Source organism: Ciceribacter sp. RN22, from assembly GCF_024054295.1.
Lineage (GTDB): Bacteria > Pseudomonadota > Alphaproteobacteria > Rhizobiales > Rhizobiaceae > Allorhizobium > Allorhizobium lividum.
This window is the reverse complement of the sequence record NZ_JAMXLD010000001.1, coordinates 1,012,769-1,027,343: the sequence shown is the minus strand read 5'-3', so window position 1 is coordinate 1,027,343 and position 14,575 is coordinate 1,012,769. Positions and strand designations below refer to the sequence as shown.

The following is a 14,575-nucleotide window of genomic DNA, read 5'->3' as shown; positions in this document are numbered from 1 at the left end:
CCGGTCTTCCCGAGCGGGAAGACCGGTGCTGCGGCTCTCCCCGAAACGGGGAGCGCGGCGAGGCGGGGCGCCCCTCGGCCCGGCCCCGAATGCGGCGTCAGGCCGTCTGCATGGCGCCCGGGCCGGGGATTGCGGCCGGCGGGCACTTGCCGAGGATGATCATGCCGAGCACCTCGTCCTTGGTGACGTCGGCGGTACGGGCTTCCCCCACCACCTTGCCGTTCTTCATCACAAAGACCCGGTCGGCGAGATCGAAGACGTCGTGGATGTCATGGCTGATCAGGAAGATGCCGAGGCCCTCCCGCTTCAGCTGCTGGATCAGCTCGCCGACCTGGGCGGTTTCCTGCGGCCCGAGTGCGGCCGTCGGCTCGTCCATGATCAGGATGCGGGCGTCGAAGAGGATCGCGCGCGCGATCGCCACCGATTGCCGCTGGCCGCCGGAGAGCGCCTTCACCGGTTCCTTGAAGCGGCGGAAGTTGGGGTTGAGCCTCCCCATCACCTCGCGGGCCTTCGCCTCCATCGCCACGTCGTCGAGCGTGCCCCACGGGGTCCTGAGCTCGCGGCCGAGGTAGAGGTTGGCGGCGGCATCGACATTGTCGGCGACGGCGAGCGTCTGGTAGATCGTCTCGATGCCGTATTTCTTAGCGTCGCGCGGATTGTCGATGTCGGCCGGCTTGCCGTCGATCAGGATCTCGCCGGCGTCGCGCCGGTAGGCGCCGGAGAGGATCTTGATCAGCGTCGACTTGCCGGCGCCGTTGTGGCCGAGGAGCGCCACAACCTCGCCGGGGTACAAATCGACCGAGGCGTCCTCGACCGCGTGGATACCGCCGAACGAGATGGAAACATTCTTCATTTCCACCAGCGGAGTGCGTTTGTCTGACATGAGCGTACTCCTTCTTACTTGGCGCGGGCGCGATAGACGGTGTCGAGCCAGACGGCAACGACGAGGACCACACCGACGACGATGCGCTGGAACGGGCTGTCGATGCCGAGGAGCACCATGCCGGATTGCAGCGACTGCATGACCAGGGCGCCGATCATGGCGCCTGCGATCGTGCCGACGCCGCCGGCGAGCGAGGTGCCGCCGATGACGGCCGCGGCGATGGTGTAGAGCTCGTCGAGCTCGCCCTGCGCATTGGTCGCGGCATTGAGGCGGGCGGTCGAGATCGCCGCGGCGATGGCGCAGAGAATGCCCATCAGCGTGAAGATCCTGACGGTCACCCAGCGGGTCTTGATGCCGGCGAGTTCGGCGGCCTCCGGATTGCCGCCGATCGCAAAGACGTAGCGGCCGAAGCGCAGGCGCGTCGAGATGAAGGTCATGACGATGCCGACGATGACGGCGATCAGCACCGGAATGGCGATGCCGTGCGAGATCAGAAGCCCGCCCTCAGGCCAGGCGATGCCGTTGGCATCGGCATATTTGCGGGCGATGTTGATCGGCCAGTAGTAGTGGTTGGCGATCGCGACGGCGCCGAGCACCAGAACGCAGCCGAGCACCGAAAGGAAATACTCGGCCCAGACCGGGCGCAACGGGAAGCCGAAGCGCTTGCGCTGCTTGCGGGAATTCAGGATGGCGCCGACGATCGCGAGGCACGCGACGAGACCGACGATCCAGCTCGCCGTGGCACCGATCGAGCCTTCGGTGCCGCCGCCCATCAGGCGGAAGGTGGCATCCATCGGCGCGACCGTCTGGCCGGAGGTGACGAACCAGGTGGCGCCGCGCCATACCAGCAGGCCGCCGAGGGTGACGATGAAGGCGGGCACGTTCAAAAAGGCGATGATCGCGCCGTGCAGCGCGCCGATGGCGGCACCGACGACCATGCCCGAGGCGAGCGTCAGGATCCAGATCGCCGGGTGCTCGAGGCCGAGATACTGCGGCAGGATCTTCGCCTGCATGACCCCCATGACCATGCCGCAGAAGCCGAGCACGGAGCCGACCGAAAGGTCGATGTTGCGGGTGACGATGATCAGCACCATGCCGCTCGCCATGACGGCGACCGAGGAGGTCTGCACCGTCAGGTTCCACAGGTTGCGCGGTTTCAGGAACAGGCCGTCGACGAGGCCGCCGGTCATGATCTGGAAACCGAGCCAGATGAGCACGAGTGCGCCGACCATGCCGAGAAGGCGGGTGTCGATCTCGGTTGCCCGGAAGAAGCGCTTCACCGCGCGCTCGTTGGCGTTTCGCGCAGGATTACTCTGGGTAGCATGTGTGATGTCGGCCATGTACGTGCCTTCTCCCCACTTGTTCTTTAAGAGCCGCCGTCCTTGCGGCCGGGGGCCGGAGCGTGATGCGGCTGGTCTGATGATACGGTCCGGATCGCGTCTGCCCTGCTCCCCCGAGCGGCCGACCGAGCGACTACGGACGCCATTGTCCGCCTCGCACCGACCTTGTGCAAGCGCCGCAACGGGGTGCGTCGCGGCGCTTGCGAAGGTTCGGATCACACCGCGTGCGGGTGCTTACTTGCAGGCGGCGACGTCGCCCTTGACGCCCTGGCAGGCTTCGTCCTTGGAAATCCAGCCGGCGTCGATGACGACGTTCAGGTTGTCCTTGGTGATCGGAAGCGGAGCGAGGAAGACCGACTGCATGGCGACGCCCTTCGGGCCGCCGTTGAAGGAGGTCACGCCTTCGATCTCGGTCATCTTCTTGCCGCCGGCGAGTTCGACGGCGATTTCGGCGGCGCGCTTGCCGAGGTCACGGCTGTCCTTCCAGACGGAAACGGTCTGGGTGCCGAGCGCGACGCGGTTCAGCGCAGCCTTGTCGGCGTCCTGGCCGGAGACCGGAACGGAACCGGCGAGGCCCTGGGCGTCGAGGGCAGCGACCGCACCACCGGCGGTGCCGTCGTTCGAGGCGACGACCGCATCGACCTTGTTGTCGTTGGCGGTCAGGAACTGCTCCATGTTCTTCTGGGCGATTTCCGGCTTCCAGCCGTCGGTATAGGCTTCACCGACGTTCTTGATCTTGCCGGCGTCCATCGCCTCCTTCAGCACTTCCATCTGGCCGGCGAACAGGAAGTCCGCGTTCGGGTCGGAGGACGAGCCCTTGATGAAGACGTAGTTGCCTTCCGGCTTCACCTTGAACACTTCGCGGGCCTGCATGCGGCCGACTTCCTTGTTGTCGAAGGTGATGTAGAAGGCATCCGGGTTTTCGATCAGGCGGTCGTAGCCGACGACCGGGATGCCTTCGGCAACGGCCTTCTCGATTGCCGGGCCGATGGCGTCGGAATCCTGGGCGAGAACGATGAGCGCGTTGGCGCCCTGCGAGATCAGGCTTTCGATGTCGGTGAGCTGCTTGGCGGCGGACGACTGGGCGTCGGCGGAAATGTACTTGTCGCCGGACGCTTCGAGCGCGGCCTTGATCGCGGCCTCGTCGGTCTTCCAGCGCTCTTCCTGGAAGTTCGACCAGGAAACGCCGACCACCAGATCCTTGGCGGCGGCGGCGGAATGCATGGATACGATGACGGCAGCGCATGCCATCAGCTTCGAAATGGACTTCATGTAAGCCTCCCTGTTGGATGCAGGCCGGCGGTGGAACTCCCTCCCCCCCTCTCAGCCCGGCGGAAATCACTGTCTCGTTTTCCCGTCTCACCGGTTTTTCTCGACAGTCGAGAAAATAACTGGCAGAAGATTCTCCAGCTGTCAACAGGCCCCGTCCGGACAAGGCGAGGGCTTGCCAAGGAGCCGGCCGGATGCTTTGGGAGGAGCATGTGCTGCAGACGACCGACATGACCGGAAAGCCCTTATGCTGACGAAATCCAGCACCGAAATGGTGCGTCAGCAGAACAGCGTGCTCGTCCTGTCATCGCTCCGGCGTCACGGGCCGCTCGCCCATACCGACATTGCCGCCGCGACCGGGCTTGCCTCCGCAACCGTCTCGGCGATCACCGCCGATCTCGAGCGGACCGGCGCGCTCGAACGCCACGAACAATCCGTCTCTGGCGGGCGCGGCCGGCCGCGGGTTCTCTTCGCCCGAAGGCGCGACCACCGCTACCTGATTGCGGTGCGGATCTCCTCCGACACGCTGCAATACTCGCTCGCCGACTATACCGGCACGCTGATCGACCGCTTCGACGAACCGCGCGACGAGGCCGGCTCCTCGTCCGCCCAGTTCGTCGCCGCCTTCCGCGAGGCGCTGCTCAGGCTCATGCGCCGCTCCGGCCTCGATCCCGAACGGATCGCGGCGATCTCGATCAGCAGCAAGGGCCTCGTCGACCCGGACGGATCGCGGCTCCTCTGGTCGCCGGTCTTCGGCTACGAGGAGATCGATTTCGCCGCCGCACTTTCGCTGCCGCCCGCGACGCGGGTCAGGCTCAACAACGAGACGCTGCTGGTGGCGCAGGCGCTCGCACGGCGGGCCGACCGCGACGACGGCGATCGCTTCCGCTCGCTTGCCGCACTTTCGCTCGGGCACTCGATCGGGCTCGGCATCGCCCGGCGGGGTACGAGCGGCGAAATCGAGGTGAGCGCGCCGAATTTCGGGCACATGCTGAACGCCGCCGACGGCAAGCTCTGCCGCTGCGGCTCGCGCGGCTGCATCGAGGCCTCGGCCGGCTTCTACGGCATCCTCCGGACCGCCTTCGAAGTGCCGCCCGACACCATCCCGGCGAAATTCGTGCCGCTCGCCGAGATGGACAAGATCGCGCTTCGGGCACGCCAAGGCCACCGCATGTCGGAATACGCCTTCCGCCAGGCGGGGCTCGCGATCGGCCAGGGGCTTTCGCGGATGCTGAGCCTCTTCGGCGACATGCCGGTGGCGATCGCCGGCCACGGCACACGCTACATGGACCTCCTGTCGCGCGGGATCGAGGAAGGGCTGCAGCAATCGCTGCACGCGCGCATCTACGGCACGCCGAAGATCACCGTCGTCGCCGACGAGGCGACCCTTGTCTTCGAGGGCCATGTCGAACGGGCGCTCGCCGAGATCGACCACGACGCGGCGGGCCTGAGGGTCGAAGAGGCGACGGCGCGCTGAGGGTGCAGGTCGTGAGAGCAGATGGGATTTGCCTGCTCAGTCACATGGGTCGATCGGCTTCATTCTCACGCTCGCGCGTCGTCGCCTCCTGCAGTTCCTTCCAGAGCAGATAGTAGAACGGATTGCCCGTTGTCTCCCACCATTGCGGACTTGAAGCATTGAAAAGAAGCGCAGTTCCCAAAGACGCGAAGATCGAGAAGAAGACGAAGATCAAGGCGAAGGTGTTGGCCATCAGAGCCGATACGAGAAGTGCGCTGACAGCCCCATTTTCTTGCTCGAACACGACCTCGAAGACGTAGCCCAACAAGCAGAGCGCTGCAAAGGACAATATGAGGATCGGCACGGCCCAGAAGGTTTGTCTTTTCGTCAGCATTGCGCCTTCCCATTGCGCACCAATTTTCGCGCAGCGATTGAATCCAATTCACGTTCACCATCTTAATTCTGCCACTGATTCACGGGGCCATGCAACTATCCGAGCCGAAGGGCGCCCTTGCCGCGATGCCGCCCGCGTCCTATCACTGCGGGGAATGCGATTAAGGGAGGACCCATGTCCACGGCAGCCTATGTCTTCGATGCCTACGGCACCCTGTTCGACGTGCATGCCGCGGTGCGCCGCCATGCCGAGCGGGCCGGGCCGGACTACCAGGTCTTCTCAGAGATGTGGCGGGCGAAGCAACTCGAATATTCCTGGGTGCGCACGCTGATGGGCGCCTACCGCGATTTCTGGAGCCTGACGGAAGAGGCGCTCGACTATACGTTCGAGCGCTTTCCCGGCGTCGACCGGAAGCTCCGGGCAGACCTGCTCGCCGCCTACTGGACGCTCGACTGCTATCCGGAAGTGCCGGCGGTGCTGAAGGACATCAAGGCACGCGGCGCGAAGGTGGCGATCCTCTCCAACGGCTCGCCGCTGATGCTCGCCGCGGCGGTGAAGAACGCCGCGCTCGAAACGGTGATCGACGACGTCTTTTCCGTCGATGCGCTCGGGCTCTACAAGACCGCGCCCGCCGTCTACGAGATCGTCACCACCACCTACCGGCTCTATCCGGACGCAGTCTCCTTCCAGTCGTCGAACCGCTGGGATGCCGCCGGCGCCAAGAAGTTCGGCTTCCGTACCGTCTGGCTGAACCGCAGCCGGATGCCCGACGAGTACCGGGATTTTCCGCCCGACCTCATCCTGCCCTCGCTCGAAAGCCTCTGACGATGGCGTGGTCGGCGGAACAATACCTGAAATTCGAGGACGAGCGGACGCGGCCCGCACGCGACCTGCTGGCGCACGTGCCGCTTGCGCAGGCGAAACGCGCCTACGACCTCGGCTGCGGGCCGGGGAACTCGACCGAGCTCATCGTCGGGCGCTTCGGCAGCAACGCCGTCACCGGGCTCGACAGCGATGCCGACATGCTCGCGAAGGCCCGCGCGCGCCTGCCGGAAACGCCCTTCGTCGCCGCCGATCTCTCGACCTGGGAGCCGCCGCACGACGTCGACCTCTTCTATGCCAATGCCGTGCTGCAATGGCTGCCGGGCCATCTGGCACTGATGGAGCGGCTGATAGCGCATCTGGCACCGGGCGGCGTGCTCGCCGTGCAGATGCCCGACAATCTCGACGAGCCCTCGCACCGCGCCATGGAGGCGACGGGGGCCGCCGGTCCCTGGCGCGAACTCTTCGCCGAGGGGCGCATCCGCCGCACGCCCCTTCCCCCGCCCGCTGCCTATTACGACCGGCTTTCGCGCCATGCCCGCCGCGTCGACATGTGGTGCACCGACTACTATCACCCGATGGAAAGTGCCCAGGCGATCGTCGAATGGGTGAAGGGCACCGGGCTTCGCCCCTATCTCGACGCCGCCGGTGCTCAGCATCGCGACGCCTTCCTCACGGACTACACCGCCCGCATCGAGCGGGCCTATCCGCCGATGGCGGACGGGCGGCGGTTGTTGCGCTTTCCACGGCTCTTCATTGTTGCCGTGAAGGCGTGAAGGCGTTTCAGAACACCGACAGACCTCTGGCCGAGCTTTTCGGCAATCTGCGGCGGACACGCCCATCCGTCATGCCGGCCTCCGAGCCGGCATCCAGCGCGATCAAGTCCTTGATCGCAAAAGGACTCTTTCACGGCGCAGACGCGTCGTTACAGGACCCCGGATCAGGTCCGGGGTGACGGAGGATCGGGGGCTGCATCAAATAAGACGAGCCTTGTCAGAGAGTGCGGAAAACCTCACGCCCGCTTGCGTTCCGGGGCTCGGGCGGCCGCGCGGAGGATGTCCTCGCCCGGCTGCGGCTTGCCGAAATAATAGCCCTGCCCTTCCTCGCAGCCCATGGCAGCGAGGATCTGCCACTCCGCCTCGCCTTCGATCCCTTCGCAGACCACGCGCGCGCCGAGGCCGGCGGCAAGCGACTTGACGGCGCTAACGATCGTCAGGCTGGCGCTATCGCTCGTGATCCTGCGGACGAAGGACTGGTCGATCTTGATGAAATCGAGCGGGAAGCGGGCGAGATAGCCGAGCGACGAATAGCCGGTGCCGAAATCGTCCAGCGCGATCCTCACCCCGAGGGCGCGCAGTGCGGCAAGCTGGCCGAGGATGTCGTCGGAAACGTTGAGGAAGGCCGATTCGGTGATTTCGAGGTGCAGCCGTTCGGGCGAAAGACCGCTTTCCGAAAGCGCCTTCCTGACGACCGCCACCATGTCCATGCGGGTGAACTGCAGCGGCGAGACGTTGACGGAGACGCTCAGGTGCTCCGGCCAGGTGATCGCCTGCCGGCAGGCTTCCTCGACCACAAAGGTGCCGAGCGCGCAGATGAATCCGCTCGCCTCGGCGATCTCGATGAACTCGAAGGGCGGGACGACGCCGCGTTCCGGATGACGCCAGCGCACCAGCGCCTCGGCGCCGGTGAGACGACCGTCCGCAAGCACCACCTGCGGCTGGTAGAGGAGGAAGAACTGGCCGGCGGCGAGCGCGCCCTTCATTTCCGCTTCCAGCGCGCGGGCGCGGATCTGGCGGCGCGCCTCGTCGGAGTCATGAAGGCTGTAGCCGGAGCCGGCGCTCTTGCGGGCGTGGTCGAGTGCGGCTTCCGCCCCGGCGATGAGGCCGGCCGGATCGCGGCCCTCGCCCGAGGTGCAGATGCCGATGCGGGCGCCGATCTCCGCCAGCGAGGGACCGAGGGTGAAGGCGCGCGACAGAAGGCCGATCTGGTGCTCGGCGAATTCGGCCGGCGGCATGGCAAGGGCTGCGGCCGGAACGGCGACCGAGAAGCCGTCGCCTTCGCTTCGGGCGATCAGCGCGCCGCGTGGCGCATTCTCCTTGAGCCGCGCCACCACCGCCTTCAGGAGGTCGTCGCCGGTCGAGCGGCCGAGAACCATGTTGATCGCGGCGAAACGGTGGAGGTTGATCGCAAAGACCGCCCAGTCGTCGCAAGCGGCGGCATCCATGCGGCGGACGAGTTCGTCGCGGCGGAGCGCACCGGTCAGCTCGTCATACTGCGAGAGCGCCTTCAGCTTCTCCGCGTAGGCGCGCTTGGCGGTCACGTCGCGGACGGTGACGCAGGCGACGAAGGGACGCTCGGCCGGTTCGCCCGCCTCTTCCGCCGTTTCGAGGAGCGAGACGGCGACATGGCCCTCGAGATAGCGGCTGGCGCCGGCCTCCCGCAGTTCCAGGTCGAAGCCGACGGGGGCAGAGCCCGCCTCACCTTTCTCGCGCCGCGCCTTTTCGAGTGCTGCCTGCATCGGCAGCGGCGCATTCGCGGTGAAGTCGGCAAGCAGGGCCCGATAAAGGCCGGGACCGAAGATCGTCTCGGCGGAACGGCTGACCTCGACGAGGCGGCCCTCATGGTCGAGGACGACGACACCGTCGACGCTGTCGTCGATCACCCGGCGCAGAAGCGTCTGCGAATTGCGGCTCTCGACCTGCGCGAGCGCGGCAAGCCAGTTGCCGATGTCGACGTGCTCGATCAGGTAGAGCAGCAGGCCGGCCGCAAGCACGAGCTGGATGCCCGCGGTCGGCAGGACGAACGAATAACGTGCCTGCAGGAAGAAGGCCGCGGCCTCCACGCCGGCCGCCGTCAGCCCGAGAAGCGGCAGCAGCAGCCGGCCGGACAGCGGCCGCCCGGAACGGATCGACAGAACGAGGAGGCCAGCGATGGCGAGCCCATAGGGCATCGGATCGAGCGGAACCGGCACGCGATCCTGCGAAAGTGTCTCGGCTCCGAGGATATGCAGCATGGGGCCGCCGAGCAGGCCGTAGACGGGAACGGCGAAGACGTCCTTCAGCTCCGCCGCATAGGCGCCGACGACCACCGAACGGCCGGCAAGCGCCTCCGCCGGCACCCGGCCGGAAAGCAGATCGGAAACGGAAAAGACCGGCACGCTCGCCGGCGAGATCGAGAAATCGATGCCGAAATTTCCGGCCCGCGGCTCGGGCTCCCCGGCAAGCAGGGCGGCAACCGACTGCACCACCTGACCATCGAGCGCCACGCCATGGGGCAGGCCGCGCACGACGCCGTCGGGATCGGGAGCGACATTGGCGGTGGCGAGCCAGGCATTCGCCTCGAATTCGGGAAGTGGACGCGAGACCACCGTCTCCGGCGCGTCGCCGGCCGCGGAGCGGTATTGCACGAAGGCCGGGAGCGCAACACCGCCACCGGCATCGGCGAGCGCCTTCGCAAGGCGGTCGTCGGACGCGGCGGTGGAGCGGGCGCTGAAATCGATGTCGAGGAAGATGTCGGCGGCGCCGGCCGCGACCAGCCGGTCGATGACTTCGGCATGGACGTCACGCGGCCAGGGCCAGACGCCGATTTGATCGAGACTCACCTTGTCGATGGCGACGAAGACGAACTTGCCGCCCGCCGCCCGCGGCGCCGCGGCCGCCCGCCATTCGGTGAGGAAGAGATCGACGCCCTTCAGGACGCCGAGCGGAGGCAGCGCCAGCGGCATGACGAGGAGAAGGAGCGCGGTGAGCACGCTATAGGTGCCCGCCCGTCCCATTCTCCGTATCAGCTTGCGCACTGCGTCCATGATCGTCAGTCGCGTTTCGGGGGCTTCTTGCCGCGGCCGCCATGGTCGTCATCGCCGCCCTTGTCGCCATGGCCGCCATGGTCGCCGCCCTTGCCGCCGTGGTCGTCGTCGCCGTGGCCGTCGTGGTCATCACCATTACCGCCGCCGTTGCCACCGTTGCCGCCGGCATTTCCACCGCCACCGTTACCACCGCCGTTTCCGTTGGCGCCACCATTGCCGTTGCCGTTTCCGCCAGCGTTGCCGCCACCGTTGCCACCGCCATTACCGCCATTGCCACCGGCATTACCGCCCGCGTTACCGCCGCCGTTTCCGTTGGCGCCACTATTGCCGTTGCCGTTTCCGCCGGCGTTGCCGGAATTGCCTCCGGCGTTACCCTTGCTCCCGCCCGCATTGCCATTGCCGGAATTGCCGCTGCCGGAAGTCGTTGCGGCCTCATCGCCGCCGGTGCTGCCGGTGCTTTCGGCCTTGTTCGTCTTCTCCGCCGCCGCAGCGATTGCATCCGGGGTCTTCGGCCCGAGGACGGCGACCTTCGGCGCCGCCGGACGAACGGTGACGACCGGATTCTTCGGGCCAATGCCGGCGACCCGCATGCCCTTGCGGCTCTTCGGATCGACGGTGACGCTCTGGCCGGGGCTGACATGGGTCTGCTCGCCGCTCGCAAAGCCGGTGACCTCGACGAGGCCGCGCTCGACACTGACGGACGCCGTCTTGCGGTCGACCTTGACCTCGAACTTCGTGCCCTTGACGACCGCCGCCAGGAAGGGCGTCTGTACCGAAGTGTGCGGCTTGCCGCGCGTCTCGATGTCGAAGAGCATCGCGCCGTACTGCTGGGCGACCTCGGTCTTGCGCGTAAAGAAGCCGGAGGTGGTGATCGAGGCGAGACTGTTCGGCTGGAAAGTGATGCTTTCCTTGTTGCGCGTGAGGACCAGACGGCCGCGCGCGCCGGTGACGACCAGCGCCTTGTTCGGGATCGTCGTGCCCACCGTGACGGCGGTCCAGCTCTTGTTGTCGAGCGTGTACTGCACCGGCTGGCTCACCTTGGCGGCGACCCACTCGGCGGCGCTCACTGCACCCGCCGACACGAAAAGGAAAAGCAAAGCTGAAAACAGTCTGGCTGAAAACAACATGGTATCACTCCAATTTCAGGGGGCATTGGAGGAAAAGCCCCTTAATCTTCAATGAATAAATCCGGCCGTTTCGAGAACTGCTTAAGGCCGGGTAAACGGAATTGCTCACATTTTCGCCCCGGTCGCCGCCCCGCGGGGCCGGCCTTGATCCCCCGCGCGAAAACCGCGAACATGGGTGACCCCACGCCGCCGCAGCAAGATGAGGGAGACCCCATGCAGATCGTTTCCGCCAACGGCGCCGCCATTCCAGCCCTCGGCTTCGGCACCTTCCGGATGCCCGGCCCCGACGTGATCCGCATCCTGCCGCTGGCGCTCAAGACCGGCTTCCGCCATGTCGACACCGCGCAGATCTACGGCAACGAGGCGGAGGTGGGCGACGTGATCGCCACCTCCGGCATTCCCCGCGCGGAGATCTTCCTCACCACCAAGGTCTGGGTGGACAAGTTTGCCGCCAAGGACTTCCTCCCCTCCGTCGACCAGAGCCTGAAGAAGCTTAGGACCGACTATGTCGACCTCCTGCTTCTGCACTGGCCGAAGAGCCCGGTGCCGCTCGCCGAGCAGATCGGCTGCCTGAACGCGGTGGTGAAGGCCGGCAAGGTGCGCCATATCGGGGTCAGCAACTACAATTGCGCGCTGATGGGCGAGGCGGTCGCGCTCTCGGAGGCACCGATCGTCACCAACCAGGTCGAATACCACCCCTATCTCGACCAGACGGCGGTCATCGCCGCGGCCCGCTCCTACGGCATGGCGATCACCGCCTATTATGCGATGGCCGACGGGCGCGTGCCGAAGGAGCCGCTCCTGCAGGATATCGGCGCCCGCCACGGCAAGACGGCAGCGCAGGTGGCGCTGCGCTGGCTCGTCCAGCAGCAGGGCGTGGTGGCGCTCACCAAGACGGCGACGGAAAACCGGATCGCCGAAAACTTCGCCGTCTTCGACTTCCATCTCGGCGCGCAGGAAATGGACGCGATCTCCGCGCTCGCCCGCCCCGACGGGAGGATTGTCAATCCGGGGCATCTGGCGCCAACGTGGGATTGAGGGGGGCCGGGCTTGAACGAGCGCACGAAGGCCGTCATTCTATTGTTGGCCTGCATCCATTTTTGTAGTAACAATAATGGCAATCGTGTTCGATGAGGAGAAGCGGCGGAAGACGCTTGTCGAGCGCGGACTTGATTTCGCCGCCGCCGGCGAAGTTTTCGACGGCCCGCATCTGACGATCGAGGACGATCGGTTCGACTACGGCGAAACGCGCTTCTTCACCATCGGATTCCTCGGACGGCGGATGGTCGTGGTGGTCTGGACGCCGCGCGACGACGATCAACGCATTATCAGCATGAGAAAAGCCAATGACCGCGAACAACAAGCCTATGGCGGACGCCTGGCAGGACCCGGACGACGCCCCTGACCTCAGCCGGGCGCCGTGGCGCCAGAAGCTGGACGCGGCACCGGTCCGCATCGGACGTCCGAAAAGCGCAAGCCCGAAGGTATCGACCACGATCCGGCTGGATCAGGACGTGCTGGAACGCTTCCGCAAGACCGGCCCCGGCTGGCAATCGCGCATCAATGCCGCGCTGCGCGACTGGCTGGCGGAGAAGGGGTGAGAGGGCACGGCGCAGGCGACGTTGCGATCTCCGCCCTCGCCCGCCCGGACGGCCGGAGCGGATTGAAATGTTGGCTCGCAAGAAATGTCCGAACGCTCTGCCGCGGCGCGCCTCCACCTCCGCCGTCACTCCGGCCTGCGAGCCGGCGTCCAGCAGCGGCGCGTCCGCGCCGCGAAAGACTCCCTTCGCGATCAAGGACTTGATCGCGCTGGATGCCGGATCATCCTCGGGTTTAACCCGAGGACGGGCATGACGGCGGGTTTGTGCTTGCGCCGCAAGCTGTCGGGGCCTCCTCCGACAAGAGAGCTCTCCGATCACTCCGACGGCCGGATCGTCAACCGCGCGCATCTGGCGCCCACGTGGGATTGAGGGGGCCTTCAATGGTTGACTGAGTCGCGGCCAGCAGGGATCGTCCGCCGACGCGAAAGTCTGTCGGCTTAGAGCTTGCATGTAACCTGTTGCTCATCTCCCGCCTGAAGAGTGCCTCTCCAGAAACAATCTTGGCGTGAGGCACGAGTAACGCGAACCACGACGTCGCCTTTGTCGACGCGGTATCTACCCTTGTCAATTGCTCGAACACGCTCCCCGTTGATCTCAATAAGGTAATCGACCGGCGGAGCAGGATCGACGACTACGGTAATGGTCGGCAGTCGCTCGATTTGAAACGAGACTAGCTCCGGCTTGAGCGTGTTGGCAACCTTTGCAAACTGAGTAGCATCAGCCCAAGCAAATCGCACTTCACCAGACGACGACTTGGCAATCACTCCTTGCGACTTCACGGAGAAGTAACCGGCATCTCTGATCGCTTGCGCGACGATTAAAGCGTCCCCCTGACTAATGCCTTCAGCAGTCGCAGTCGAACTGAAGTCCGTTGCGATGGCCCTCAGAGCGGCTTCGCGAGCGGACGAAGTGACCATCTCTCCCGTCGTTGCTTCCCATGCTGTTATCTGGACCTCGTAATTGAACTCCTGGATCACCTCTTGCGCTCGTGCGGTTGGAACGAGGCATGTCAACACGAGGCAAACAGTCATGATGAATGTAGTTCTTGTCATCCCACCCTCACCCAGCATTTCCTGTGTCAGCGCCTCCAACGGAGACGGATTCTTCCTCAGATCGCTGCAATGCGGTCACAACGACCAAAATGCTGATTAGCGCTATCCCGAGCATGAAGAAATAGTAACTATTAGAGTATCGATACTGAAGGAAATCCGCGTCTATCTTTTCCCAACACTCATTGAACCATAGATTCGCCACTCCCATTTTCCACCAGATGCCGTAAATTATAGCTTGTGCTAAACAGATAACGGATCCGACTAAGAACGTGACGTTCCGCGGGGTCATGCGCAAGCCGCCCTGCAACCCAATCATGAGCGCCGCACATAGTCCAATTAGGCCTGTCGCAAGAGTAAGTCCAAGCTGAACAATGCTATCAAGGAGTTCGACCGTTTTCTGATATTGCTCGTTTGGTACTGTTGGATCACAAACGCCGATGTGCATCGGAGGCACCACATGAAACCGCCATAGTGAGTATATGACGATTGCCCCTCCGATGATGATGGCCACGCCCCACTTGAAAGTCATTCTTCCTCCTGCCTCAAGATTGCCGCTGTCGTGTCGGCAGGTCTATTTCCAACTTGATGCAATACTATCCGTTTTTTTGCTTTCGTCGAACCTATCCCCTAAAGCGCGCGGCAAAAAATCACTACCGATGCGGGGACCGAAAGGTCAGACGCACATATAGGCGAATTTCATCGCGAATGGCGCGCCTCCACCTCCTCCGTCACTCCGGCCTGCGAGCCGGAGTCCAGCGGCGGCGCGTCCGCGCCGCGAAAGGCTCCCTTCGCGATCAAGGACTTGATCGCGCTGGATGCCGGATCA

General features: G+C 65.0%; 14 protein-coding genes. 6 read left to right on the top strand and 8 right to left on the bottom strand.

What is annotated here, in order from left to right; genetic code table 11:
- Window positions 1–97 precede the first annotated feature (97 nt).
- From NHF53_RS05085 to xylF, 3 genes are all read right to left on the bottom strand, one after another.
- Window positions 98–883, bottom strand: coding sequence for an ATP-binding cassette domain-containing protein (locus NHF53_RS05085; protein ID WP_114364549.1), 786 nt, complete (start codon window positions 881–883; stop codon window positions 98–100).
- Between the two features lie 14 nt (window positions 884–897).
- The gene (locus NHF53_RS05080) at window positions 898–2,223 is read right to left on the bottom strand and encodes a sugar ABC transporter permease (RefSeq protein ID WP_252833352.1); all 1,326 of its coding nucleotides are present in this window, start codon (window positions 2,221–2,223) and stop codon (window positions 898–900) included.
- A 234-nt stretch (window positions 2,224–2,457) separates the two neighbouring features.
- A complete protein-coding gene (gene xylF, locus NHF53_RS05075; RefSeq protein ID WP_114364547.1) occupies window positions 2,458–3,495 on the bottom strand; it encodes a D-xylose ABC transporter substrate-binding protein in 1,038 nt (345 codons plus the stop codon).
- A gap of 244 nt (window positions 3,496–3,739) precedes the next feature.
- Between xylF and NHF53_RS05070 the strand changes: the two genes are divergently transcribed.
- Complete coding sequence (locus NHF53_RS05070) at window positions 3,740–4,969, top strand: ROK family transcriptional regulator (RefSeq protein WP_252833351.1); 1,230 nt, start codon at window positions 3,740–3,742, stop codon at window positions 4,967–4,969.
- Between the two features lie 40 nt (window positions 4,970–5,009).
- Here the strand turns inward: NHF53_RS05070 and NHF53_RS05065 are convergent, their stop codons facing one another.
- Window positions 5,010–5,342, bottom strand: coding sequence for a hypothetical protein (locus NHF53_RS05065; protein ID WP_252833350.1), 333 nt, complete (start codon window positions 5,340–5,342; stop codon window positions 5,010–5,012).
- 174 nt (window positions 5,343–5,516) lie between these two features.
- Between NHF53_RS05065 and NHF53_RS05060 the strand changes: the two genes are divergently transcribed.
- Both NHF53_RS05060 and tam read left to right on the top strand, forming a co-directional pair.
- Window positions 5,517–6,167, top strand: a complete 651-nt coding sequence (locus tag NHF53_RS05060) for a haloacid dehalogenase type II (protein WP_114364545.1) — start codon at window positions 5,517–5,519, stop codon at window positions 6,165–6,167.
- Window positions 6,168–6,169: 2 nt separating this feature from the next.
- Window positions 6,170–6,940, top strand: a complete 771-nt coding sequence (gene tam / locus NHF53_RS05055; RefSeq protein ID WP_252833349.1) for a trans-aconitate 2-methyltransferase — start codon at window positions 6,170–6,172, stop codon at window positions 6,938–6,940.
- A 236-nt stretch (window positions 6,941–7,176) separates the two neighbouring features.
- Here tam and NHF53_RS05050 read toward each other — a convergent pair whose 3' ends face one another.
- A complete protein-coding gene (locus NHF53_RS05050; RefSeq protein ID WP_252833348.1) occupies window positions 7,177–9,939 on the bottom strand; it encodes an EAL domain-containing protein in 2,763 nt (920 codons plus the stop codon).
- Window positions 9,940–9,974: 35 nt separating this feature from the next.
- Window positions 9,975–11,096 carry a FecR domain-containing protein gene (locus tag NHF53_RS05045; RefSeq protein WP_252833347.1) on the bottom strand — a complete coding sequence of 374 codons (1,122 nt, stop codon included), beginning with the start codon at window positions 11,094–11,096 and terminating at the stop codon, window positions 9,975–9,977.
- A gap of 213 nt (window positions 11,097–11,309) precedes the next feature.
- Here NHF53_RS05045 and NHF53_RS05040 point away from each other — a divergent pair, with 213 nt between their 5' ends.
- The 3 genes from NHF53_RS05040 (at window position 11,310) to NHF53_RS05030 (ending at window position 12,697) form a co-directional block, all read left to right on the top strand.
- Window positions 11,310–12,134, top strand: a complete 825-nt coding sequence (locus NHF53_RS05040) for an aldo/keto reductase (RefSeq protein ID WP_252833346.1) — start codon at window positions 11,310–11,312, stop codon at window positions 12,132–12,134.
- 76 nt (window positions 12,135–12,210) lie between these two features.
- Entirely contained in the window at window positions 12,211–12,501 is a 291-nt protein-coding gene (locus NHF53_RS05035; protein WP_252833345.1) for a BrnT family toxin, read from the top strand.
- Window positions 12,443–12,697, top strand: a complete 255-nt coding sequence (locus NHF53_RS05030; protein WP_252833344.1) for a BrnA antitoxin family protein — start codon at window positions 12,443–12,445, stop codon at window positions 12,695–12,697. The genes NHF53_RS05035 and NHF53_RS05030 overlap by 59 nt, the downstream gene beginning before the upstream one ends.
- A 437-nt stretch (window positions 12,698–13,134) precedes the next feature.
- On the opposite strand, the gene NHF53_RS05025 is transcribed toward NHF53_RS05030, so the two are convergent.
- Both NHF53_RS05025 and NHF53_RS05020 read right to left on the bottom strand, forming a co-directional pair.
- Window positions 13,135–13,674 carry a hypothetical protein gene (locus NHF53_RS05025; protein ID WP_252833343.1) on the bottom strand — a complete coding sequence of 180 codons (540 nt, stop codon included), beginning with the start codon at window positions 13,672–13,674 and terminating at the stop codon, window positions 13,135–13,137.
- An 82-nt stretch (window positions 13,675–13,756) separates the two neighbouring features.
- On the bottom strand, window positions 13,757–14,278 hold the full coding sequence (locus tag NHF53_RS05020) for a hypothetical protein (RefSeq protein WP_252833342.1): 522 nt from the start codon (window positions 14,276–14,278) through the stop codon (window positions 13,757–13,759).
- Window positions 14,279–14,575: the final 297 nt, after the last annotated feature.